Raw genomic sequence first — 21,179 nt, forward strand, 5'->3', positions numbered from 1 at the left:
TAAAATATTATTTACTCAAATAAGCGATTACATTCTTTTCGATACGTTGATCGATATTATCAATATCAGCTTTAACGAATTTTTCTCCTAGAATATTTTCATATAGTTCGATATAACGTTCCGATACAGATTCAATATAAGCATCGTTCATATCTGGAATTTGCTGTCCTTCTTGTCCTTGAAATCCATTTTCGATTAACCAACGACGTACAAATTCTTTTGATAATTGTTTTTGCTCTTCACCTTTGTCTTGTCTCTCCTGATATCCTTCTGCATAAAAATAACGAGAAGAATCTGGTGTGTGAATTTCATCAATTAAAACAATTACTCCTTCTTTAGTTTTACCAAACTCATATTTAGTATCTACCAAAATTAAACCGCGACTTGCAGCAATTTCGGTTCCTCTTTGAAATAATGCTCTAGTATATTTTTCTAAAATCAAATAGTCCTCTTCTGACACAATTCCTCTTGAAAGGATGGCTTCACGCGAAATATCTGCATCATGCTCACCATTATCAGCCTTTGTAGTTGGAGTAATGATAGGTGTTGGAAATTTATCGTTTTCCTTTAATCCTTCTGGCATAACCACACCACAAATTTCTCTTTTTCCAGCCGCATATTCACGCGCTGCATGACCAGAAACATAACCTCTGATTACCATTTCTACTTTGAATGGATCACATAAATGACCTACTGCAACATTTGGATCTGGTGTTGCGATTAACCAATTCGGAACAATATCTTTAGTAAGCTCCATGAATTTAGTTGCAATCTGATTTAAGATTTGTCCTTTATACGGAATCCCTTTTGGTAAAACTACATCAAAAGCCGAAAGTCTATCAGTAGCAACCATAACCAAAAGTTCATCGTTGATATTATAAACCTCTCTAACTTTTCCGCGATAAACCGATTTCTGATTAGGAAAATTAAAATTAGTAGTTGTAATTGTATTGCTCATTATTATTTGTTGTGTTGTGTTGTTTCTTGTTTTACGAATGCAAATTTAAAACTAAATAAAATAAAAAAAGAATCTATTCAGATTCTTTTTTTAGGGGTACTCTTTTATAGTTACAGTCACACTTTGAGTCTCAGCCTGAAAACTGCGACTGTAAACTGTAACTAATAATTACTTTTTTAATAGTGTCTCATTAAATAAATGCAGGATTCTATCATATTCATCAATCCAAGAATACGTTTCTTTAAATCCATGTGCTTCTACCGGGAATGATGAAAGGCTCCAATTCTTTTTACCTAGTTCTATAAAGCGTTGAGACATGCGTACAACATCCTTATATTCTACATTATCATCGACCATACCATGAAGCATCAATAAGTTTCCTTTTAAATTATCTGCAAAATAAATCGGAGAGCTTTTTTTGTATGCATCTGGATCAGTTTCAGGAAAATTAAGAATATTACCGGTATAACCATGATTGTAATGTGCCCAATCCGTAACAGAACGCAATGCAGCTCCAGAAGCAAATTCTCCCGGAGTAGTAAGCATTCCCATCAAAGTGATAAAACCACCATAAGAACCACCATATATCCCTACTCTATTAGCATCAATTCCGTAATTATCTACTAGATATTTCTTTCCGTCTATTTGATCCGATAAATCTTTTCCACCCATAAAACGGTATATTCCAGTTCTTACATCACGTCCGTAACCATCACTTCCTCTATAATCAATATCCAAAACAGTATAACCTAAATCGGTCAACATATTATGAAACATATATTCTCTATGGTAATTACTCCAATAATTGTGTGCATTTTGTAGATATCCTGCTCCATGAACAAATAATATAGCAGCCTTGTTTGTTTTTTCTGCCTTTGGAGTATATAATCTCGCATAAACGGTAGTTCCATCTTGCGCCTTATATGTAATTACCTCTGGTTCTCTCCATTGGTATTTTTTAAATTCCTCTGTAGTCGAAGACGTTATTTGTTGTAATGCAGGATTCTTTTTATTTTCTCCTATGAATAATTCCCATGGCTTATTTTTATAAGAATAACGTACCAATAGCGTTTTCTCATCTGGAGATAAACTTACCTCATGCGCACCGTCTTTTGTTAAAATAGGTTCTAAAATACCATTGGCTACAGCCAATTTATAGAAATTTCTATTTCCCGGATGCGTTGTATTTGTAGTTAAATAAAATGTCTTTTTATCTTTTGATAAAGTCACATCTCTTACTTCCCAATTACCACTAGTAAGTTGTATTTTCTTTTTAGTCTTTAAATTATAGGTGTACAAATGTGAATATCCTGTAACTTCCGATTGAAAGTAAATCGTTTCGTTATCCGAGAGAAATCCTAAAGTTCCTGAATCAAAATCATAAGACGGAATTCCAGGTCCGCCAATCCAAGCTTCGTCATGCTGATGTTCTATTTCCTGAAAAGTACCTTTGTCTAAATCAAGACTAATTAACCATCTGTCTTTATTATCCTGACTTCTTATTTCGGCTATAGCCAATGAACCACTTGCATTATAAACCGGAGCTTGAACCGTTATTAGTTTATCTGACTTCTCTTTATTTTTAAGCTTTTCATACGAATCATAATATTTTGGTACATCCTGAATATGGCTTAAGCTAGAAAAATTCACAAAATAAACGGAATCTTTAGCAACTGAATATATTCCGAATTTGGTCTTTACAAAATTATCTATAGAAACCTTTTCTTTCGTCTCAGGAGATTGGTTATACCCATCGGCAGTGATAAAAACTTCCATTGTTTCTTTCTTAACATCTAATTTTTCGATTAAACTAAATGTTGCAAAATTTCCGTTTGGATTTACTTTAAGACTTGCAAAATCATCTTTTTTACCATAGTAATATTCTTTAGGGAAATCAGATTTAATGCTATTCTTTTTAGCTGTATTCCATTCTTTTTTAGCTTCCTTATCTCTAATAAATTGGAATAATTCTTTCTGCTGCGTTTTCAAAAAAGAATCTTTATTTGATTCTTTCTCCTTTTTATCTCCACTATTGAAATTTGAGATCTGTACTATCGTCCCTTCTTTGGCATTGTACTTAAATAAATTATCATTTTGCTGAAAAAATAAAATTCCAACTTCAGAGCCCAGTTCTAAATTAGAAATCGGATTCGATTGCTGGAATATTTTTTTTGAAACCTTATTATTTATAGAATAAGAATATAATCCTCCTTTATCTATATAATAAACAATATCGGATGTTAGGTTTCTTTTAAAATCCAATTGCGAAAAAGCCGCTTCTTTTGGTTGGGCAAGTACTGGTTTTGTCATCCCTTTTTCCCAGAAATAAGTACTTAAACCTAGCTCATTATTAGGGTTCCAATCGAAGTAAACCTTTTTTCCGTCTAAACTCCAATGTTGATTTGTAGGCTGAACACCAACAAATGAATCCCCTTTCATGATTTCATCCAACTTCAGGTTCTGACTTTTGCCTGATATTGAAAAAATCAACAAAGCAGCTGCAAAGATATTTTTAGTCATTTTTATGTTATTTGATTAACACAAAAATACACTTTGATTGCAATTAAAAAAATCTTTCTTTGGCAGGGAAATTAACGTACCAATTTTGAAATCTACTTTAAATTAATAATCTATAGTGTTGGTAGGGAAATCTACCAATAAGATATAACGGTATAATACAATCTTAAATTTCGATAATCTATAATCTATACGTTAAAATTTACTACTTTTTGCTAAGGGCGATTATTTTTTTATTCGAAATTAAAGTCAGATTTTCTTCTGTAGCTTCGATATTAAATTGATTTGATATTTTTGTTAATGTACCGCCTACGATTAAAGTATATTCATTTTTAACCGTTACTTTTCTGTTTTTACAAATTTTGTAGATTGCCATAATTTAAATTTTGTTACGTATCCTATCTTTTGCTGCTTCCATACCCAGAGAACCATTGTCAGCAGACCAGTGCAAATATTCATTACGGAGTTTTCGTAAATCTTTTTGCTCTTGTAACTCTTGCTGGTAAGCTACAAATTGTTTATCACCAGCTTTTATCCCTTTATACTTTTCATGAATTGCTCCAAACCACTTAAATGTGTAGGGCTCACCATCATATAAAACATACTCTCGCAAACGCTTTTTTACCCGCATAAGTAAGGCATCGTTAGCAATGCTATATTTATCAATTTCTATTTTTTCTATCTTAAATGGAACTTTTTGTGTTGCTATAGCTGATTCTGCCATAAAATGAAGCGGGATGTAACTGTAGTTTTTGCTTAATTCTCGTGTACCTTTAAGTTCGTGCTTTGGTCCAAAAAAAGAAACCTCTAATTGGTTCTTTAAATACCAAGACTCTGCTATCAGTTTCTCTGAAAGCTCTTTTAATTCGTCCTTAAAATTTTTCTCAATAACCCCTACTAGCTCAACGCCATCATTGTAACTTCCGCCAACATCAGAATGCACACCCGGAAATTCTCTTTCTTTTCCTACTCTTGTTTTGGTAAGCGAAAAATTGGCTCTATGCTCATCAGCGGCGGTAAAGTGCATGATTGTTTTTGCCCGAGATAAATTGTTTAATTCTATTTCGGTTGCATCATTATCAAAGTCTGGATTGATACTTATTCCTGGCGAGTAAGAAGATACTGTGTCAAAAAGACCTAAAAAACGAATTCTTACCACATCTACCGTGATATTATTTTTGGCTAAATAATACCCCAAATAACCTCTGCTATTTTTAAATTTAACAGCCGATCGATCTGCTTTCTTCTCAATTTCATCCAAAAAAACTCGGGCTGCTGCTGCTCCTCGGCTGAAACCAAAAACATCTAACTTAAGTATTTTTATTTTGGTAATGCCATTTGTTTTTAAATTCACAGCTAGATTTTTGCATCCTTCCTGTACTTTTCCAAATATACCTGTACCACTAGTAATAAATCCTGTTCCAAAACCAGCTCCTAACAATGAGTCTCCTTTTTCAGACTCAGTACCAATACCATCAACATATACAGCTAATTTTGTAGGATAAGCATCATGAAGCCGTGCAACATTAGACCAGGCATTATAATAACTACTACTGGTTTTGCCTTGTCCATTTTTTCGATATGCTTCTGCAGAAATGGTTTCTTCAGGGGTTAATTTTTCGCCCCTAGCCCTTTTATCATAATATTCTTTGGCATTAGTGTTGTTTTTATTGTTATTGGTACCATCAAAAAAAATACCGATGGTTAGTTCCGTAACTTCATCTTCTTTTTTAGGTGGCGTATAATGTCCAAATATAACGCTCATAACTATTCGTATTTACCTGTTCGTGTTGCCTTTTCTTTTATCTCATATCGTTTTCCATCTTGTTCTAAATATAAATCAGTAACTCGCTCTGATTTTATCTCAACATTAGGATCAATTTTTATAATCATTTCTATAGTCTTATTTTTATCCAGATCTTCTTTAAACAATTTTCTGATTTGATTTTTATCAAAATCTACTGGAATTTCATTTTCTCCCCCTTCAAGATATTTAGCCCAATATTCTTTATCGTTTGTAAAAGCTATTCTAGAAACAAACTCTTGTTCTTGTTTACCATTGCCTATTGACCAGAAAATTTGAAAAGAGAAAGGAATTGCCCTGTTTTTTTGGTCTATGGGCAAATCATAAGGGTCTTCCATTTCTCCATTACACATTTTAATATACATTGAAGTTATTTTACTGCCTTCGGGTAAAATCACTTTTGGTTTCCAGTTGTATTTTTCACGATAGTCCTCATAAACCTCTGGTGGTGGGTAGCCATATTGCTCAAGTTGTTCTCGAATATCTTTAGATATAGTACCGTCGTATGTTAAAGCCCTTTTAGCATAATCCTCTTTAAACATATACTTCTCGTCTTTGCTAATAAGTTTTGAGTCTATAATGGTTTCATGAGCCTGAAATCGAGCTACTTCAACTTGGTGACCTGCTCCCATAACCCAAACTACCACCATTCCTTTTGGGGCAAGGCCTATTTTTATGATACTGTAGTTATCTCTTTCTGACTCAGATCCTGGTCTAGAATGAAAACCCTCGTCAAAGAGTTTTTTTATTTTTTCTGTAGGGAGTTTCCACTCACCAGTATAAAATTTATTATCGACATACGACAACCATGTCATATCGAGATTCTCGGGTAAAGCAGCCTTTATGTTGTTATCGCCTACTCCGCCACCCCAACCAGTGTTACTAAATCCTCCCATTTGGCTAAAAAAATAACCTCCAACTGCTCCTGTGTACACTTCTACAGGATATTCTCTTGGTGCAGAAATACTTGCTGACCACTCATACTTTTTTTTCATACATGAATTTATTGTGATTGCTAAAAGCAATAAAAGCATTGTTTTTTTTATCATTATCGGTCTGTGTTTTATTTGACATCAGAAAAAATGCCGATGGTTAGTTCCGTAACTTTGTCTTTTTTTTTAGGTGGAGTATAATTTCCAAATATAACGCTCATAACTATTCGTATTTACCCGAATCTTGACAGATTTGGTTTAAATTATATGTTTTCTCAAATTGCTCTACATAAAAATTAGTTACCCATTTATCATCATCTCCTTTTGTTGGATCAATTTTTATAACCATTTCTGTAGCCTTATTTTTATCCAGATCTTCTTTAAACAATTTTCTAATTTGATTTTTATCAAAATCTACCGGAATTTCATCCTCTCCACTTTCAAGATACTTTGCCCAATATTCTTTATCGTGCGTAAAAGCTATTCTAGAAACAAACTCTTGTTCTTGTTTGCCACTGCCTACAGACCAGAATATTTCAAAAGAAAAAGGAATTGCTCTATTTTTTAGCTCTATTGGTCTATCATACGGATTTTCAATTTCTCCGTTACACATTTTAATATACATTGAGGTTATTTTACTGCCTTCGGGTAAGATTACTTTTGGTTTCCAGTTGTATTTTTCACGATACTCCTCATAAACCTCTGGTGAAGGGTAACCATATTGCTTAATCTGTTCTCGAACGTCTTTAGATATAGTACCATCGTAAGTCAACATATCTTTCGTATAATCCTTTTCAAACATATACTTCTCGTCTTTACTGATGAGTTTCGGGTTTATAGTCGTTTCATGAGCCTGAAATCGAGCTACTTCAACTTGTCTTCCATTTCCGGCAACCCAAACTACTACCATTCCTTTTGGAGCAAAGCCAATTTTTATATATTTATAAGGTTCTGTTACTCCTTCTTCTCCTCTTTTAGCATAAAAACCCTCATCAAATAGCTGTTGTATTTTTTCTGTAGGGAGTTTCCATTCCCCTGTATAAAATTTATCATCTACATACGACAACCATGTCATATCGAGCTTATCAGGCAAGGGTGCTTTTATAAAATCTACACTACCTCCACCTCCCCAACCAGTGTTGCTAAATCCTCCCATTTGGCTAAAAAAATAACCTCCTGCTGCTCCTGTGTAAACTTCTACAGGATATTCTCTTGGTGAAGAAATACTTGCTGACCACTCATACTTTTTTTCCATACATGAATTTATTGTTATTGCTAAAAGCAATAAAAGCATTGTTTTTTTCATGAGCTGGGTGCTTTTTTCTTGTTTTGCCTAAAATTTCATGGTCGAGTAAATAAACTCCGTAATTAATCCTCAAAAACCCTGACAAATATTTTGGTTAGCGGGATTTCTTTACTTTCTTGTTTTACTATTACCTTACATTCTTTATTAGAACCGTTAACTTTAAATAAGATTTCGATGGGTTTACTTTTATCCAAGCTATTAAACGCTTTAAATATTTCTTCTTCTTGAAAATCTTGTGGGTTTTTATCCTTAATTATTTCAGAATGATATCTATTTAAATAATATATAATGTCTTCACGCAACATAACTCTACCAATATATTTTTGTCTAGATGCATCTTGCCATCTGAGCTCAACAAAATAAGGAATAGCCCTAGACTGAGGAGGATCATTATTTAATAAAGGATTGTTGCTATACACACTTTCTTCTTCCGCATTGATCATTCTAAAATAAATCTCATTTAATTGCTCTCCATTGGTATCTATTAGCCTAAATGCCCAATTATATTTTTCTTTATACGTTTGCCATAATGTATAGGGCAATGCGTTGCTTTTTATTTCTTGTTTTACTTTTTCTGACAACCCCGTACTCATATTATACTTGATTCTTTTTTCGCGAGAGCCGTATTCAGATATGTTCTCCCATTTTACATTTGGCACTTCTTTTGCATAATAGGTCGCTATTAGTTTTTGCTCTCTCATACCTGCCATCCAAACGGTAACTTCTCCTCCTAAAGAAACACCTGCAATGATCTGGTCATACTTCATATATTTTAATTTTCTGCCGGATTGCGAGTCATCAAAGGTTTTACCTTGATTAGATGGGTCTGTACTTTCTTCTTGTAGCATTTTTTCTATTTCTTCGGACGGCAAATCAAAAGTGCTCTCATAAAATTTATCTTCAGTATCTGAATAAAAATGAATTCTCAAATCTTTAGGCACTTCATTAAAACCATCCCCTACTACATCAGCACCTCCTGAACCCCAAGTACCTATTAATTTACCAGTAGGCCCTACAAGTGGTAAAAAGCTATTAAGGGTGTGAAAAGAGCTGGAATAAGCAGTAATAGGATATTCATCATCGCAACTGGCATAAGCATCGTATTTATATTCTTTCATGGTAAAATATTGGCAAGAGGTTAGGTTTATACTCAAAATACTTAGGAGTATAATATTGATTAGTTGTTTTCTAGGATTATCCATCTATTACTGTTCTTATATTATTCGCTCTTGGTTCATGACCCGTTTTGTCTGTGGCCGACCAATGCAGGTTGCTGTTAATGAGTATTTTTTCATTGGCAAAATCAAGATAATTTTGATAAGATATAATCTGTGTGTAATCTTCGGTATCTTTTACAGCCTGTATGTACGCTTCCAGCTTCTTTTTTACATAGTTCAAAATATGCTCTTTATCTCCTGCTTTTTTAGGTATTTCAAATTCTTCTTTTAAGCCGCTTATATTAAATCCTGCCCCTTTTTCTGTGGCAAACCCACACATAAAATGTAAGGAAAGAAAACTGTATCTCTGATCTACATAGCGAGTGCCTTTGTATATAATGTTATGATTGTCTGTAGTCATTATATATTTTAACTGATCTGGTTTATACCAGCCACTCTCTACCAACTCTTTTTTGTATTTTTCTTTAAAATATTCAAATTGTTTACTTGCAGCCCCATATTTTTTTAGTGTAGCTATGCCTTCTTTATCCATTTTTACCAAATGCTTCTGCTCATAATTTCCATTTTCATAAGCCCCTCCTATATCACAGTGACAGCCGGGTAATGTGTATTGAATACCTCTAGTTGTGGCACTATTAATATTGGTAAGGTTAAAGTTTTTGCGCCATTCATGACCAGCTGCTATTTGCACTACATTTTTGACAGCACGATTATTTATTGCCTTCAAATTAATTTCCTTAACATCATCTTTAGCTTTTGTATCGTCGTTAAAATTGACTCCATAGGACGAAACAGTGTCATATAACCCTACGAATCGAATTTCCAAGACATTGATTTCAATTTTCATTTTCTCGAATAACAGACCCAAATGACCTCGTTTGGGCAACTGTTCTTTCTCGACTTGTTTTAAATCCAGATCATAGTATTTGTATTTTTTTTGCTCCGCATTCCACACCTTAGTGGCACTGTACCTCTCTTTGGTGATTTCATTAATAAAAGCTCTTGCCGCTGCTGCGCCACGGCTAAAACCAAAGACATCTAAAACTAAATTTACTTTTGGGTTCTTAACTTTAGATACCTTTTCAAAAACTTTTTCGCAACCCGAACGCACTTTTGCTCTTATGCCTGTTTCGCCTGTTCCTGTAAGATACCCTGCAACAGTATCGGTATCTCCATCCAGAGTACCTATACCTTCAACATATAATGCCTTATCTTTTCCTAATGAGTAATATTCCTGCATTCTGGCTACATTAGAATAATCATTGTCATAACTGCCTTTGTCTATCCCCCAAGGATCATCTTTTACCGCCTCTTTATCATATAAATCTCCTTTTTTCTTTTTTTCTTTTTCTTTCCTAATGTAGGTATTACGCTGGTTGTTTAAGGTACCATCAAATAGTACTGCTAAGGTCAATTCATCTATACCCGGTACCGTTTTATCTGGTGGCGTATAATTGCCAAAACTAATGTTTGTTGCCATCTGCTGTTATCTTTTTATTCGAAATTAAAGTAAGGTTCCCTGTTGTAGCTTCGATATTAAATTGATTTGTGATTTTTGTTAATTTACCACCAACTACTAAATTATAGTTGTTTTTAACCATCACTTTTCTGTTTTTAGAAATTTTGTAGATTGCCATAATTAAAACATTTTAGATTTTTCTGCACTATTAACTTCAACCGTCTTACCGCTTTGCAGGGTTAAATTTTCTTTATTGCTAAAAACAGTAACCTCAGAAGCTACTACATCAGAAATGTCTGACTGACGCATAAAGTCTTTATCAACCATTTCTTTTCTATTGTCTGAACCTTCAGTAATATCACCCATTGCTGTTTGGGTTAAATCATTAGCTGCTGTTTGAGAAATATTTTTTCCTGCATCGCAATCCATATTTTCTCCTGCATCAATTTTTACATTTTTTCCTGCGTTAACAATAAAATCCTCTCCTGCCTGCATTGTAATATTCTTTGGTGCAGTAACATTAATATTGCCATTCCCATCCATAAACCATGTGTTGCCGGAGGGGTCTTTTACCAATATACTGCTGGCACCCTCATCAAAGGTTATGGTACTTCCAGTTCTAGTATAAATACTTTTAATATTATTATCGGCTTGACCGCCAGCACCAATCTTTCCATTAAACAAACTACCAATTACAAATGGTCTGTTGGGATCGTTATAGCGAAAACCAAGCATAACCTGGTCGCCTACTTCGGGAATAAAAACCATTCCTCGGTTGGTGCTAACCTCGCCACTGGTTCCTGCATCGGGTGTCATTACGCGTAACCATGGTGTGCGCTGTTGTTTGGTGGCTTGCCATAGCATCTTTACACGTATTCTGCCTTGTCCTTTTGGATCGTCATTCGCTACTACTTCAGCTTGTTGCATTTGAGCTATAGGAAAAGTAATGTTGGGCTCTGGTAATTTGCGTATTTTGGCAGGTAGGGCTTTAAAAGTGTTTTCGTACTCGCCTATGTCACTGGCTTTATGTGTTATTTCGGTTATGATATAGATCCCTACTTGATTAGTTTCGTAGTTGATTTTATTAATATCTTGTCCGCTGGTAAATGCCGTTAATTTGTCTTTTACCTGCATGGCATCTATACTAATGCTCATGCCTATTCGTAAGCTTCTGTTTCGACTAGTGGCGGTTATAAAATTAGATTCTGCTGCGGCACTTTGCTGACGGTTTTGCAGTATGGTTTGCAAATACATATCGTCACCAGTGGCTATTCTGCCATATTCTAATGAGGATGTAGCATATAGTTTTTGAGAAGCAGTTATAGCATCAGTACCCAACTTTGGAAACCCTTCTATTTGGTCTCTGGTCTTGGCTTGGTACAGTTTGTCAATATCTTCGTTATATGTAAATGCTTCAAATTGATTAGGAATTGCCTGAACAGAAATATTTAGATTATAAAGATCTTTGTTGTAAACGAGTTTCGTAAATTCCATACTGGCATTTGGTTTGCCAAAAAATATTTTTTCTCCATCATAATACAACCATTCGTTGTATTGCTTGGCTAAGCGTTGTATGAATTGAAAATCGGTTTCGAGATATTGGGTTTGATAGCCTAAATTACTGCTGAACTCAGGTTTTATATCGTTTTGCAATTGCTCGCCTGTTGCTGTTTTTATTACTTCCTCAATAATATCTTGTAAGTTGGTATCTTCCCAAGAATTGAGTTTTGCTCCCGATTCAAGAAGTATGGTTTTAGAATAACCCGAAATAATAATTTGGCTTCCCACATGACCTAATTCTTGAGCATATTGAATATTGGTTACTATTCCTAGAAAGTTGTTTTTTCTCTCTAAAGCAATATGTACCGTTTTGCCCAGCCAATTCTGAGCATTTTCCATAGTAAAAGCTCTAGGTTGTTCAATTACTGAGTGAGGTACTTTTATTGTGAATTTATGATGATTGTTGATGCTTTGCACGACTTCGATAGAAGTAAAATGAGAAACTTCTTTTCTGTCAACTCCGAATATAATTTTTTCCTGTATCATGGTCTTTTAGGCTAGTAATAAGATTGAAATAAGTAATCACTATAATCATTAGAAATGATTATAGTGATTTAGAAAGCAAAATAAAAGCAGCACAAGATGCCACCTTTATTAAATAATAAAAATTAAACTCTTGCCCAATTGTTATCTAATGTTGCGTTTCCTAATGTAATTTTCTCTGCTGAGAAAGTAATTTCAGTAGTCATTGGAGTTTCTGCCAAAGCATCTAATTGCTCACTGAAGAATACAATAAAAGCATTTTCAAAAGAAAGTTCTTTCATTACTTGCTCAGAATCAGCTTTAAAATACTTTACTTTTCCATTTACTGGTTTGTGCTGACTGTTTACTGCCTGCTCAATAACAGTAGTGTTGTCTGTAGATTTTACTTTTAAATTTAATCTGCCTCCTTTTATTTCAGATGAAACTGCTCCTTTACCATCAGTATGTCTTATCATATCTACTTTCGAGAATAATACTTGGTACTCGTTTCCCTCAAACTCTAAAATTGCTTTAAATGCCATAATATAAATTGTTAAAATTGTTGAAAATTGTTTTTTAGAATCCTCTCTCTGCTGTCTGACTAGTATAAACAGAAAAAGAGGTGTTCTAAACTGATTTTAGAATACCTCTTTTTGTACTTAAAGTACTTTTTTGATTTACTTCTTATAGGAAGATAATGAGTATTTGTAATCAATTTTATACGAATATATGACTACGAATGAAATAAACAAATTATTTTGTACTATTTTTCATAAAAAAAACTAACAAAACAGTTGCAATATATAGGAATATATTTATTTATAAGTATTGCATCGAATTTTTAAGCTAACTAATATTTCAATCGTTTCCAGATATTCAAAAAGAATATAATCTACCCCAAGAACTTCGAAATATCTTAGAAATAACAACCGATAAAATCATTGGTTTTGTTCAGCTAATCAAATAGCATGAAATAGTAAATCAATTTGGATTGAGGTCAGGTACAATCTCATATTTTTTAACACCAAAGAGTTCGTAAAGAGATAGAATCTTTTTAATCTTAATAATCTGTGGCTAAAAAAAGTGCGCAATTTAAATAACTATCGAGATACGCAGAGGTCGCAAAGCTTTGAAATCCTTTAATCCCGTCAGTTATAAGCACAAAAAAACCGCAAAGAGACTAAATACAGACTTTGCGGTTTAATTAAAGGTTTATTCTCTTTATATTCTAAATTGTAACCGGAACTTTACCTAAGACATTTTCAGATAAATATTTAGCTACACCATCTTCTCTATTTGTTGCAATAACTTCAAGATCTGGCAACTCATTTTTTAAATTTTGTGGAGCATTCCCCATAATTAGTGCTTTTCCTGTAGATGATAACATTTTTAAATCGTTAAAACCATCTCCAAAAGAAATTGCTTCTTCAAAAGTTACATTTTCTATTTCTAAAACTTTAGCAATTGCTACACTTTTATCTACAGATTTATCCATAAACTCAAGGCAGTTTGGTAAACTAAAAGCATGATGTAACTTGTCAGAATTTGTACTTAAGATCACATCTTTTAAAGCAACCAATTTTTCATGGTTATCATGTGTGAAGAATATTTTTATAGCACTGTAGTCTTCCAATTTTGAGTAGTCAACCAACTCAGGATGATAAACTAAATCTGCTTGAAAGGCATTTAGTTTTTCGCTCAATCTGTTAGTAAGCCAAACGTCTTCTTTAAACAAAACGGTGGTAATTTCTGGATCGATATCTGCACTCAAAGCTGATTTTACCACTTCACTTTCTATATCAAAAGCAAAAAGTTCTTTTTTCTCTGGCGAATGAATGCGTGCTCCATTAGAACTTACCAAATAAACTGGAATTTCTAATGTATTAATAATTCCAAACGCATCAAGATGATGACGTCCTGTGGCTACAATTATTAGATAATTTTGATTGTAAAGTTCTTGAAAAACAGATTTTGTATAAGAAGAAATTTTATGTTCTGGATTAAGTAATGTACCATCTAAATCGGTAATTATTACTTTAATTTTTTTAGATTCTGAATTCATATTAAGTATCAAATATTTATGATTTACAAATTTATTGCTTTGAAAACTGGCAAGCAAAGAAATTTGAGAAATCTGAAAGAAATAAGTTAAACTTTACTATTTCTTTAACACAAATTAACGAAGTCGTAAAAAAAACATTCGTTTTACACAACTCTCTAAAAAGATTTGTGTAAAACGAATATCTTTAAATATCAAAACACATTTTACGATTTACATTTGATATTTTACTAAAACCATTTGACTGTTTTAATCGTTGTTTTCTATTTGTTTGTAAGCATCGATTACTTTTTTTACCAATCGGTGGCGCACAATGTCTTTATCATCAAGATAAATAATTCCAATGCCCTCAACATCTTTAAGTACCAATATCGCTTCTTTAAGCCCAGAAATAGTCCTTCTTGGCAAATCGACTTGACCAGGATCACCTGTAATCATGAATTTGGCATTTTTCCCCATACGGGTCAGGAACATTTTCATCTGTGAATGTGTTGTGTTCTGTGCTTCATCCAAAATTACGAAAGCATTATCAAGTGTACGCCCACGCATAAATGCCAATGGCGCAATCTGAATAATTCCTTTTAAGATATAATCTTCGAGTTTTTCATTTGGCAACATATCGCGCAAAGCATCATAAAGAGGCTGCATGTATGGATCTAATTTTTCTTTCATATCGCCTGGTAAAAAACCAAGGTTTTCCCCTGCTTCTACCGCTGGTCGTGTAAGTATGATCCTTTTTACTTCTTTATCTTTAAGTGCTTTTACAGCCATTGCCACACCTGTATACGTTTTTCCGGTTCCCGCTGGACCTACAGCAAATACCATATCATTCTTTTTAATGGTATCAACTAATAACTGCTGATTGGGAGTCATGGCTTTAATGATTTTACCTGCAACTCCATGAACTAATATTTTGTCATGGTCGTATGCTTTTTTTTCATCCTGACCGTCACTCATAATCACACGTTCAATAACATTATCGTCAATATTATTATATCGGGTAAAATGAACCATTAATCTTTGAAATCTTTTTTCGAATTCATCTAAGACTTCTTTTTCGCCGAACGCTTTTAAGGTAGTCCCTCTTGCTACTATTTTAAGCTTTGGGTAGTACTTTTTGATTATTTCAAGATGAGTGTCTTGAGCGCCCCAAAAGTCTTTTGGAGCGATGTCTATGAGCTCGATTATTCTTTCGTTCAAATGAGGTAGTTTTAAATTAAAATTAATTTTTTTTATAAATCAATTGGCTGTCGGGTGTTTCTTTTTAGTTTTTAGTCACGGTATTTTTTAGTCGCAGTATTCAGTTTCAGTGTTCAATTTCAATACTTAGCTTCAGTCGTAGTTTATGATCTCTGTGAAATCTTAATTTATTTTCATAATCTAAAATACTCAATTTTACAAACTGAGTGCTGCAACTAAACATTGAAACTATTCTTATTTTCGCTTTACAAACTAAAAACCAAGACTATCGTAACTTTTAATTATTTAAAAATATATTTTGTCTTTTCTTCTTTCATTTTTGCGTTTACTATTATTAGCTTTGCATATCTCAAATTTAATAAAAATTAGATTTAAATACTATCAATAGTTATAAACAAAATGATGTCAATAATTACCCTTACTACCGATTACGGCTTAAAAGACCACTTTGTAGGCGCGCTGAAAGGGAAAATTTTATCCGAATATTCCGAAGCTACAATTGTAGATATTTCGCATGACATCGATCCATTTAACGCTACTGAAGCAAGTTATATAATTGGCTCATCGTATTTTAGCTTTCCAAAAGGAACGGTACATCTTATTGGTGTCGATATCGAACGCAATAAAGAGAACCAACATATTGCTATGCAATGGAACGATCATTACTTTATTTGTGCCGATAATGGTATATTAAGTATGCTTACGCAAAAGATTGTTCCTCAAAAAATTGTTGCTATTAATATTCACGATCGTTTTCCTGTGGAGTCAACAGATCTAGATATTTTTATACAAGTTGCCTGCCATATTGCCAAAGGCGGTTTACTAAATGTTATTGGTAAAGAAATCCCAGCAATTAAGGAAGTTACGGAGCTGCAGGCTGTCGTTGCCAGCGATGGGAATTCGATTAAAGGATATATAATTTATATTGATCATTTTGGAAACGTTGTAACAAACATTTCTAAGAAGCACTTTTTAAAAATAGCAAGAGGCCGTCCGTATGAGATTGTGATGAAACCAAAAAGCATCAAAACCATTCTGCCTAATTATTCGGCGATAGCCAGTTCAGACAAATACCCCATAAAAACCTATGAAGGTGAGAAACTCGCTATTTTTAATGAAGCGGGGTTTCTGGAAATTGCTATTTTTAGAAGCAATCCTTCAAAAGTAGGTTCTGCAAACAGTCTTTTAGGTTTAAATTATAGAGATGTGATCACTATAAAATTCCATTAATAAATCATATCTAATATTTAAGTATTGTGACTACAAGTAGGATACCTACTTCTTCAAAATGATAAAATTTAAGAAAGCATTATTTTTTTTATAATAAAAAGAACAATCTAATTTGGTATTTTTGCGCGCACATAAGCCATTTCTCAATATAAAATTTACCCTGACAGCTTTCGGGACTAAAATCTAAAATTATAAAAATGTTTGTTCGAATAGTAAAAATGAGTTTCCACGAAGATAAAATCCCTGCTTTCATGGAAAATTTTGATGGTGTGAAAGACAAAATACGAAATGCTCCCGGAAATCGTTTTTTAGAATTGTACCAAGATAAAGACAATAAAAATATATTTTTTACTTATAGCTATTGGGAAACCGAAGCTGACTTGGAAAACTATCGACAATCTGAACTTTTTAATACCGTTTGGACATTTACTAAAACCTTATTCAATGCTAAACCAGAAGCGTGGAGTGTTGATAAACTGGTAAGTCTGAACTAGTTTCAAGTTTAAAATTAGTTTCAAGTTTCAAGTTAACACACAGAACCTGAAACCTGAAACAAAAAAAATAAACCAAATCAACGATTAAACAAAAAATAAATGAAATCAATTGTTTTAAGAGAAATAAAATCTTTTTTCGGGTCTCCCATTGGCTATTTAGTCATTGCCATTTTCCTGATTAGCAATGGCTTATTTCTGTGGGTTTTTCAAGGAGAATACAACATCCTGAATACAGGTTTTGCAGATCTTACTCCGTTTTTTACATTGGCACCATGGATTTTAACTTTTTTAATTCCTGCAGTTACCATGCGTAGTTTCTCTGATGAAAAGAAACAAGGTACAATCGAATTGTTGCTGACAAAACCATTAAGTATTTGGCAAATTGTAAACGGAAAATTTATTGGTTCGTTGCTTTTAATCATAATGGCAATTATTCCAACTTTCATATACATAAAAGTAATTTCAAATTTAGGATTACCTGAAGGCAATATCGACATGGGAAGCACAATTGGTTCTTATTTTGGATTATTATTCCTGATTGCAGCCTATACTGCTATTGGAGTTTTTACTTCTACTTTATCCGAGAATCAAATCGTAGCTTTTATTATAGCAGTCTTTTTATGCTTCCTTTTCTATTTTGGTTTCGAAGGTTTATCTTCTATTGTTCCTAGTTCTATGAGTTTTATTTCGTCATTAGGAATGCAAAATCATTTTAAAAGCATGAGCCGAGGTGTAATTGATACACGCGATGTAATTTATTTTTCAAGTATAACGGTACTTTTTCTTTCGTTTACTGTATATCAACTAAAATCTTTTAAATCGTAATGAAAACCTCTTCTCAAAAAAACATAAAAACGTTACTGATTACAATTGCGATTTTAATTGCGTTGAATATTGCTGGCACTTTTATCTTTCATCGCTTTGATTTAACCAATGACAAACGATATACTTTATCGCCAACTTCATTAAATATCGTAAAACAGGTTCACAATCCGCTGTCTGTAAAAATTTATATGCAAGGTGATTTACCTCCTGAGTTTAAACGTTTACAACAAGAAACGCAACAATTACTAGAAGAGTTTCAAGCCTATAACAAAAACATATATTTTGAATTTGTAAATCCTATGGAGAACGAAGACGAAAGTATGGATATGATTAAAGAATTATATCGAAAAGGGCTTACTCCTATAAATATAACTGTTGATGACAAAGGAAAACAATCGCAAGCTATGGTTTTTCCGTGGGCAATTGCAACATACGACAATAGAGAAGTTAATATTCCTTTATTAAAAAACCAAATGGGTGCTTCGACCACTCAAAAAGTAATTGGCTCCGTGCAGCATTTAGAATATTCGATTGCTGATGCATTAAATAAAATCACGAAAGAAAAACAAAAAAAGGTTGCAATCATAAAAGGAAATGGTGAAATGAAAGAGATTTTCATGGCGAAATTCCTGATGCAAATTCGCGAAAGCTATCATATTGGACCGTTTACCTTAGACTCTGTTGCAAAAAATCCTATTGGTACTTTAGATGCCTTAAAAAAATATGATTTGGCTATTATTGCTAAACCTACCGAAGCTTTTACAGATAGTGAAAAACAAGTTTTGGATCAGTTTATCATTAATGGTGGAAAAACATTGTGGCTTGTCGATCAGGTAAATGCCGAAATGGACAGTTTATACAATCAATCTGGTGCAACGCTGGCTTTTCCAAGAGATTTGAATCTTAATGATATGTTCTTTAAATACGGCTTCAGAATTACTCCTGATTTGGTAAAAGACGAACGTGGAAGCCCAATTAAACTAGCTTCTGGAGAACAAGGAAGCGCTACTCAATACCAACAATTTAATTGGAAATATGCGCCTCAGGTTTATCCGGAAAGCAAACATCCAATTGTAAAAAATTTAGGAGGAATCAAATTTGACTTTGCAAACCCAATCGATACCTTAAAAAATGGCATTAAAAAAACGGTGCTTTTGCAATCATCACCTTATTCTAAAAAAATTGGTACTCCTGCCGAAATCAACCTGAATATTGTTACTGAAGAGACTTCTCCTAATGATTATTTAAACAAAGGAAATATTCCTTTATCAGTTTTACTAGAAGGAGATTTCCATTCGATGTATGAAAATCGTGTTCTCCCTTTTGAACAAAAAACTTTTCAGGCTAAAGGTAAAGCGACCAAAATGATCGTGATTTCTGATGGTGATTTAGTTCGCAATCAATTGGACAAAAATTTAACTCCTGTAGAATTAGGTTACGATCAGCGTTCAGGAAATTTGTATGACAACAAAGATTTCTTAATGAATTGCGTTAATTATTTGCTGGATGACACAGGACTTATTAACATTAGAAGTAAGGATCTGAACTTACCTTTATTGGACAAGGAAAAAGTTTATCAAGAGTACAGCATTACGCAATTCATAACTATCGGACTACCAATTCTAATTTTATTGGTCTTTGGACTTGCATTTACTTTCCTTCGCAAAAGAAAATACAGCAAGTAGATGTTAATAAAAAATTTGGGATACTAGAATTGTTTACGATATATTTGTAAAAATGTATTCTAGTCATTAATCAAGCTAAAATATATACCAAAAAATAAAACAAAAGAGATGAAATTTATAGTATCGAGTTCGTACTTATTAAAGCAATTACAAGTTTTAGGTAGTGTAATCAATAGTAACAATACGTTACCTATTTTAGACAACTTTCTATTTGAATTAGACAATAATGAATTAACAGTTTCTTCATCGGATCTTGAAACGACGATGTCTGCAACTTTAGCGATTGATTCTACAAGCAAAGGAAGTGTTGCAATACCTGCAAAATTATTACTCGAAATCCTTAAAACATTTCCAGAACAACCTTTAACTTTTACAATTGAAGACAATAACACTGTAGAAATTAGTTCTAACTCAGGTAAATATGCCTTAGCATATGCGGCTGGAGAAGAATTCCCAAAATCTGTAAACTTAGAAGATCCTTCAGTTACTCTTGTACCTTCGGATGTTTTGGCAACTGCTATTAGCAAAACGATATTTGCTGCTGGTAACGACGATCTACGTCCTGTTATGTCAGGAGTATTCTTCCAGTTTTCGCCAGAAGGATTAATATTCGTTGCTACAGATGCTCATAAATTAGTAAAATATGCTCGTACAGATGTAAAAGCATCTCAAGTTGCTGATTTTATTATGCCAAAGAAACCTTTGAATATTTTAAAAAGTATCTTAGGAACTTCTGATGCTGAAGTAAAAATTGAATACAACGACTCTAATGCTACTTTCTCATTCGACAACTACATCTTGATGTGTCGTTTAATTGATGGGAAATATCCAAATTATGAAGCTGTAATTCCAAAAGAGAATCCAAACAAATTAATGATTGACCGTTCTTTATTTTTAAGTTCAGTACGTCGTGTGGCGATTTTCTCTAACAAAACTACACACCAAATTCGTTTGAAAATCGCTGGTGCAGAATTAAATGTTTCTGCCGAGGATATTGATTACTCAAACAAAGCCGAGGAAAGATTGACTTGTGATTACCAAGGTGATGACTTGCAAATTGGGTTTAACTCCCGTTTCCTTACTGAAATGTTGACCAACTTACAATCGGATATGATCATGCTTGAAATGTCTTTACCAAACAGAGCAGGGATCCTGACTCCTGTAGATGGTTTAGAAGATGGGGAAACCGTAACCATGTTGGTGATGCCGGTAATGCTAAACAGTTAACATTTAATTATGTTTTTGTTATATTAGATTTTTGATATTCAAATATAATACTTATTATTGCATAACAATTACGCTATTAACCAACCATTTTTATACTTAAAAAACCGCCGCTTCTTTTGAAACTGCGGTTTTTTTATTTTGTTTAGAGAGCTCTTTCACAAAAAAACATCAATAGGTAATAGTATCTAAAAATCTCCAAAAAAAGTACTTTAAACCATATCGAGCTTCTTGCAAATATTCCCGACTTAGCCAAAAGACAAGTTTGTATACCCCTTCATCTCAG

General features: G+C 33.2%; 18 protein-coding genes. 5 read left to right on the top strand and 13 right to left on the bottom strand.

The genetic code is table 11. From position 1 onward, the window contains the following. Window positions 1–7: 7 nt before the first annotated feature. From LPB87_RS19520 to LPB87_RS19580, 13 genes are all read right to left on the bottom strand, one after another. On the bottom strand, window positions 8–958 hold the full coding sequence (locus tag LPB87_RS19520) for a phosphoribosylaminoimidazolesuccinocarboxamide synthase (RefSeq protein ID WP_230729011.1): 951 nt from the start codon (window positions 956–958) through the stop codon (window positions 8–10). Between the two features lie 168 nt (window positions 959–1,126). Next, window positions 1,127–3,478, bottom strand: a complete 2,352-nt coding sequence (locus LPB87_RS19525; protein WP_230729012.1) for a prolyl oligopeptidase family serine peptidase — start codon at window positions 3,476–3,478, stop codon at window positions 1,127–1,129. Window positions 3,479–3,680: 202 nt separating this feature from the next. Next, window positions 3,681–3,851, bottom strand: coding sequence for a hypothetical protein (locus tag LPB87_RS19530; RefSeq protein WP_230729013.1), 171 nt, complete (start codon window positions 3,849–3,851; stop codon window positions 3,681–3,683). Window positions 3,852–3,854: 3 nt separating this feature from the next. Next, window positions 3,855–5,240: a DUF2235 domain-containing protein gene (locus LPB87_RS19535; RefSeq protein WP_230729014.1), complete on the bottom strand. Its 1,386-nt coding sequence runs from the start codon at window positions 5,238–5,240 to the stop codon at window positions 3,855–3,857. A 2-nt stretch (window positions 5,241–5,242) separates the two neighbouring features. Further along, window positions 5,243–6,274, bottom strand: a complete 1,032-nt coding sequence (locus LPB87_RS19540) for a DUF2931 family protein (RefSeq protein WP_230729015.1) — start codon at window positions 6,272–6,274, stop codon at window positions 5,243–5,245. Between the two features lie 160 nt (window positions 6,275–6,434). Then, window positions 6,435–7,517, bottom strand: a complete 1,083-nt coding sequence (locus tag LPB87_RS19545; RefSeq protein ID WP_230729016.1) for a DUF2931 family protein — start codon at window positions 7,515–7,517, stop codon at window positions 6,435–6,437. 62 nt (window positions 7,518–7,579) lie between these two features. Continuing rightward, window positions 7,580–8,719 (bottom strand): DUF2931 family protein, encoded by a 1,140-nt coding sequence (locus tag LPB87_RS19550; RefSeq protein ID WP_230729017.1) that lies wholly within the window; start codon window positions 8,717–8,719, stop codon window positions 7,580–7,582. Next, entirely contained in the window at window positions 8,712–10,175 is a 1,464-nt protein-coding gene (locus tag LPB87_RS19555; protein ID WP_230729018.1) for a DUF2235 domain-containing protein, read from the bottom strand. Before LPB87_RS19555 ends, LPB87_RS19550 begins: the two co-directional genes overlap by 8 nt. Then, the gene (locus LPB87_RS19560) at window positions 10,159–10,332 is read right to left on the bottom strand and encodes a hypothetical protein (RefSeq protein WP_230729019.1); all 174 of its coding nucleotides are present in this window, start codon (window positions 10,330–10,332) and stop codon (window positions 10,159–10,161) included. The genes LPB87_RS19555 and LPB87_RS19560 overlap by 17 nt, the downstream gene beginning before the upstream one ends. A gap of 2 nt (window positions 10,333–10,334) precedes the next feature. Then, a complete protein-coding gene (locus tag LPB87_RS19565; protein WP_230729020.1) occupies window positions 10,335–12,200 on the bottom strand; it encodes a phage baseplate assembly protein V in 1,866 nt (621 codons plus the stop codon). 122 nt (window positions 12,201–12,322) lie between these two features. Next, window positions 12,323–12,718: a type VI secretion system tube protein TssD gene (gene tssD, locus LPB87_RS19570; protein ID WP_230729021.1), complete on the bottom strand. Its 396-nt coding sequence runs from the start codon at window positions 12,716–12,718 to the stop codon at window positions 12,323–12,325. Window positions 12,719–13,404: 686 nt separating this feature from the next. Then, entirely contained in the window at window positions 13,405–14,238 is an 834-nt protein-coding gene (locus tag LPB87_RS19575) for a Cof-type HAD-IIB family hydrolase (RefSeq protein ID WP_230729022.1), read from the bottom strand. A 246-nt stretch (window positions 14,239–14,484) separates the two neighbouring features. Further along, entirely contained in the window at window positions 14,485–15,435 is a 951-nt protein-coding gene (locus LPB87_RS19580; protein ID WP_230729023.1) for a PhoH family protein, read from the bottom strand. Between the two features lie 402 nt (window positions 15,436–15,837). Between LPB87_RS19580 and LPB87_RS19585 the strand changes: the two genes are divergently transcribed. The 5 genes from LPB87_RS19585 to dnaN all read left to right on the top strand — a co-directional run bounded on the left by LPB87_RS19585 (window position 15,838) and on the right by dnaN (window position 20,896). After that, window positions 15,838–16,665, top strand: coding sequence for an SAM-dependent chlorinase/fluorinase (locus LPB87_RS19585; protein ID WP_230729027.1), 828 nt, complete (start codon window positions 15,838–15,840; stop codon window positions 16,663–16,665). 197 nt (window positions 16,666–16,862) lie between these two features. Then, window positions 16,863–17,159 (top strand): antibiotic biosynthesis monooxygenase family protein, encoded by a 297-nt coding sequence (locus LPB87_RS19590; protein WP_129539037.1) that lies wholly within the window; start codon window positions 16,863–16,865, stop codon window positions 17,157–17,159. Between the two features lie 99 nt (window positions 17,160–17,258). Beyond that, entirely contained in the window at window positions 17,259–17,984 is a 726-nt protein-coding gene (gldF, locus tag LPB87_RS19595) for a gliding motility-associated ABC transporter permease subunit GldF (RefSeq protein WP_129539038.1), read from the top strand. Beyond that, entirely contained in the window at window positions 17,984–19,669 is a 1,686-nt protein-coding gene (gldG, locus tag LPB87_RS19600; protein ID WP_129539039.1) for a gliding motility-associated ABC transporter substrate-binding protein GldG, read from the top strand. The genes gldF and gldG overlap by 1 nt, the downstream gene beginning before the upstream one ends. 108 nt (window positions 19,670–19,777) lie before the next feature. After that, on the top strand, window positions 19,778–20,896 hold the full coding sequence (gene dnaN / locus LPB87_RS19605) for a DNA polymerase III subunit beta (RefSeq protein WP_129539040.1): 1,119 nt from the start codon (window positions 19,778–19,780) through the stop codon (window positions 20,894–20,896). The last annotated feature ends 283 nt before the right edge of the window (window positions 20,897–21,179 follow it).

This window comes from Flavobacterium sp. EDS (genome assembly GCF_020991525.1).
In the GTDB taxonomy this organism is placed as follows: Bacteria; Bacteroidota; Bacteroidia; order Flavobacteriales; family Flavobacteriaceae; genus Flavobacterium.

Excerpts from the sequence above, each read along its gene's own strand:
- LPB87_RS19565 (WP_230729020.1), bottom strand. The coding sequence starts at position 12,200 with ATGATACAGGAAAAAATTATATTCGGAGTTGACAGAAAAGAAGTTTCT.
- LPB87_RS19575 (WP_230729022.1), bottom strand. The coding sequence starts at position 14,238 with ATGAATTCAGAATCTAAAAAAATTAAAGTAATAATTACCGATTTAGAT.
- LPB87_RS19545 (WP_230729016.1), bottom strand. The coding sequence starts at position 7,517 with ATGAAAAAAACAATGCTTTTATTGCTTTTAGCAATAACAATAAATTCA.
- tssD (WP_230729021.1), bottom strand. The coding sequence starts at position 12,718 with ATGGCATTTAAAGCAATTTTAGAGTTTGAGGGAAACGAGTACCAAGTA.
- LPB87_RS19590 (WP_129539037.1), top strand. The coding sequence starts at position 16,863 with ATGTTTGTTCGAATAGTAAAAATGAGTTTCCACGAAGATAAAATCCCT.
- LPB87_RS19525 (WP_230729012.1), bottom strand. The coding sequence starts at position 3,478 with ATGACTAAAAATATCTTTGCAGCTGCTTTGTTGATTTTTTCAATATCA.
- LPB87_RS19540 (WP_230729015.1), bottom strand. The coding sequence starts at position 6,274 with ATGAAAAAAAAGTATGAGTGGTCAGCAAGTATTTCTGCACCAAGAGAA.
- LPB87_RS19535 (WP_230729014.1), bottom strand. The coding sequence starts at position 5,240 with ATGAGCGTTATATTTGGACATTATACGCCACCTAAAAAAGAAGATGAA.
- gldF (WP_129539038.1), top strand. The coding sequence starts at position 17,259 with ATGAAATCAATTGTTTTAAGAGAAATAAAATCTTTTTTCGGGTCTCCC.
- LPB87_RS19585 (WP_230729027.1), top strand. The coding sequence starts at position 15,838 with ATGTCAATAATTACCCTTACTACCGATTACGGCTTAAAAGACCACTTT.
- LPB87_RS19560 (WP_230729019.1), bottom strand. The coding sequence starts at position 10,332 with ATGGCAATCTACAAAATTTCTAAAAACAGAAAAGTGATGGTTAAAAAC.
- LPB87_RS19555 (WP_230729018.1), bottom strand. The coding sequence starts at position 10,175 with ATGGCAACAAACATTAGTTTTGGCAATTATACGCCACCAGATAAAACG.
- LPB87_RS19530 (WP_230729013.1), bottom strand. The coding sequence starts at position 3,851 with ATGGCAATCTACAAAATTTGTAAAAACAGAAAAGTAACGGTTAAAAAT.
- dnaN (WP_129539040.1), top strand. The coding sequence starts at position 19,778 with ATGAAATTTATAGTATCGAGTTCGTACTTATTAAAGCAATTACAAGTT.
- LPB87_RS19550 (WP_230729017.1), bottom strand. The coding sequence starts at position 8,719 with ATGGATAATCCTAGAAAACAACTAATCAATATTATACTCCTAAGTATT.
- LPB87_RS19520 (WP_230729011.1), bottom strand. The coding sequence starts at position 958 with ATGAGCAATACAATTACAACTACTAATTTTAATTTTCCTAATCAGAAA.
- gldG (WP_129539039.1), top strand. The coding sequence starts at position 17,984 with ATGAAAACCTCTTCTCAAAAAAACATAAAAACGTTACTGATTACAATT.